This is a genomic window from Idiomarina sp. UBA4206 (genome assembly GCF_002383015.1).
Classification (GTDB): domain Bacteria; phylum Pseudomonadota; class Gammaproteobacteria; order Enterobacterales; family Alteromonadaceae; genus Idiomarina; species Idiomarina abyssalis.
Genome location: NZ_DFTS01000069.1, coordinates 1,852 through 3,895 on the forward strand (window position 1 = coordinate 1,852; position 2,044 = coordinate 3,895).

At 45.8% G+C, this 2,044-nt stretch carries 3 protein-coding genes and 1 pseudogene; all 4 read right to left on the reverse strand.

Annotated features, from left to right (window positions below; all coding sequences use genetic code 11):
• Window positions 1–307: pseudogene (locus B3180_RS13830) on the reverse strand (apolipoprotein N-acyltransferase); the annotation flags it as partial.
• Complete coding sequence (gene corC, locus B3180_RS13835; RefSeq protein ID WP_054487117.1) at window positions 307–1,194, reverse strand: CNNM family magnesium/cobalt transport protein CorC; 888 nt, start codon at window positions 1,192–1,194, stop codon at window positions 307–309. The pseudogene B3180_RS13830 and the gene corC, both read right to left, overlap by 1 nt.
• A complete protein-coding gene (ybeY, locus tag B3180_RS13840) occupies window positions 1,191–1,682 on the reverse strand; it encodes an rRNA maturation RNase YbeY (RefSeq protein WP_199494441.1) in 492 nt (163 codons plus the stop codon). Before ybeY ends, corC begins: the two co-directional genes overlap by 4 nt.
• Window positions 1,682–2,044: PhoH family protein (locus B3180_RS13845; RefSeq protein ID WP_286845088.1), on the reverse strand; the 363-nt coding region annotated here is incomplete at its 5' end. The genes B3180_RS13845 and ybeY, both read right to left, overlap by 1 nt.

A 2,044-nucleotide genomic window follows, 5' to 3' on the forward strand; every position in this document is an offset into this window, starting at 1 on the left:
CAGGGAATAGTGACAGGTAAGCAAACAGCAGAACCAATAACAGCAGCGTGACCGGTACCGGCACACCGCCATATTGATCGATGCTGACATATATCCAGCTTAGGCCAGCGGCAAACCAACCCATTCCAAAGATAAAACCAGCTCTGAATGTACGTTTAGGCGCTAAAAGCCAAATAACACCAACCACAATAGGCAAGACAATAAAAGGCAGCCAATGCCAGTGGAACGGTGAGTAAGCGAGCGTTAGAACTGCACCGCAAAGTAACAAGAGCACGGAGCGTGTGATGCCCCCCGAAAGCTTCATCATTACTGTTCGGACTCCGGTGAGCCATCGTCATCTGAGTTCAGACTAACTTGTAACTGCTGAATACGTCTTTTGTCGGCGTTTGTGACACGAAAGGTCATATTACCTAAAGTGACTTCTTCACCTGCCTGAGGCAGGTGCCCGAAACCATGAGCAACAAGTCCGCCAACAGTGTCGTGCTCTTCATCGCTGAAATTGGTATTAAAGTACTGATTAAAGTCCTCGATGGTTGTAAGGGCTTTAATGGAATAGCGGCTTTGGCTAAGACGACGGATATTGTTTTTGTCGTCATCACCCTGAGCGTCCGTTTCGTCTTCAATTTCTCCGACAATCTCTTCCAGAATATCTTCTATAGTGACCAAACCAGACACGCCACCGTATTCATCAACCACAATGGCCATATGATAACGGTTAGAGCGGAATTCTTTGAGGAGTACATCGACCCGTTTACTCTCAGGAACGATTACCGCAGGTCGCATCACTTTCTCAAGTGAAAACACCTCTTCTGTCATGTTAAAGCCGTAGCTCAGCAAATCTTTTGCTAACAGAATACCTTCAACGTGATCTTTGTTGTCGGTGACAACAGGGTAACGACTGTGTTGAGAATCGATAACGATGGGGAGGAATTCGTCCACGCCTTGATGAATGTCAATGGTGACCATTTGTGAACGTGGAATCATGATGTCGCGTACTTTGAGTTCTGCAACGTCAAGCACGCCTTCAATCATTTCTCTGGTATCGTTGTCTATCAGGTCGCGATCTTCAGCGTCCTGAATTAAATCGACGAGTTCTTCTCTGCTTTTCGGCTCACCAGCAAATACTTGCAGCAGTTTTGCTGCCCAGGATTTTCCCGACGAGCCGTTGGCTGAGTGGGGGTTGTCGTCGCTCATTGAGTGTTAAGCTCCATATTGTCTATCGGTTGGTACGGGTCTGAGATGTTCAGACTCGCTAAGATGTTACGTTCAATTTGTTCCATTTCTTCTGCTTCGTTGTCGTCAATATGATCGTAACCTAATAAATGCAGAGTACCGTGTATGACCATATGCGTCCAGTGAGCAATCGCTGACTTTTGTTGCTCCTGCGCTTCTTTTTCTACAACGCTTTGGCAGATCACTAAATCACCTAAAAGTGTGACAGGTAATTCTACCGGGCTATTGAAAGGGAAGGATAAAACATTGGTTGCATAGTCTTTACCACGAAACTCATTATTCAGTTCCTGGGCTTCCCGTTCAGCGACAATGCGTATTGTTAGTTCAACCGCTTTGCTGTCTTGTTGGAGGTAATCCAATGTTGTTGAAACCCAGGCACGTACGGCGTCTTCATCAGGAGCGTCAGTAACGCCATCAGCGAGTTGGTAATCCAGTGTCAAATCAGCCATTAGTTTTTGTCAAAATCCTCGTAGGCTTGCACAATTCGTTGCACCACAGGATGTCGAACAACATCACCTGCCTGGAAGAAGGTAAAGCTAATGTCAGGGACTTTATTGAGAACTTCAATGGCGTGTCTCAAGCCTGAGCGTTGCCCGCGGGGTAAATCAACCTGAGTAATGTCTCCGGTAATAACAGCTCGTGAATTAAAGCCGATACGAGTAAGAAACATCTTCATTTGTTCACAAGTCGTATTCTGGCTCTCATCTAAAATGATAAAAGCATCGTTAAGCGTACGCCCGCGCATATAAGCTAATGGCGCAACTTCAATAACGTTACGCTCAATCAATTTTTCAACTTTTTCAAAGCCGAG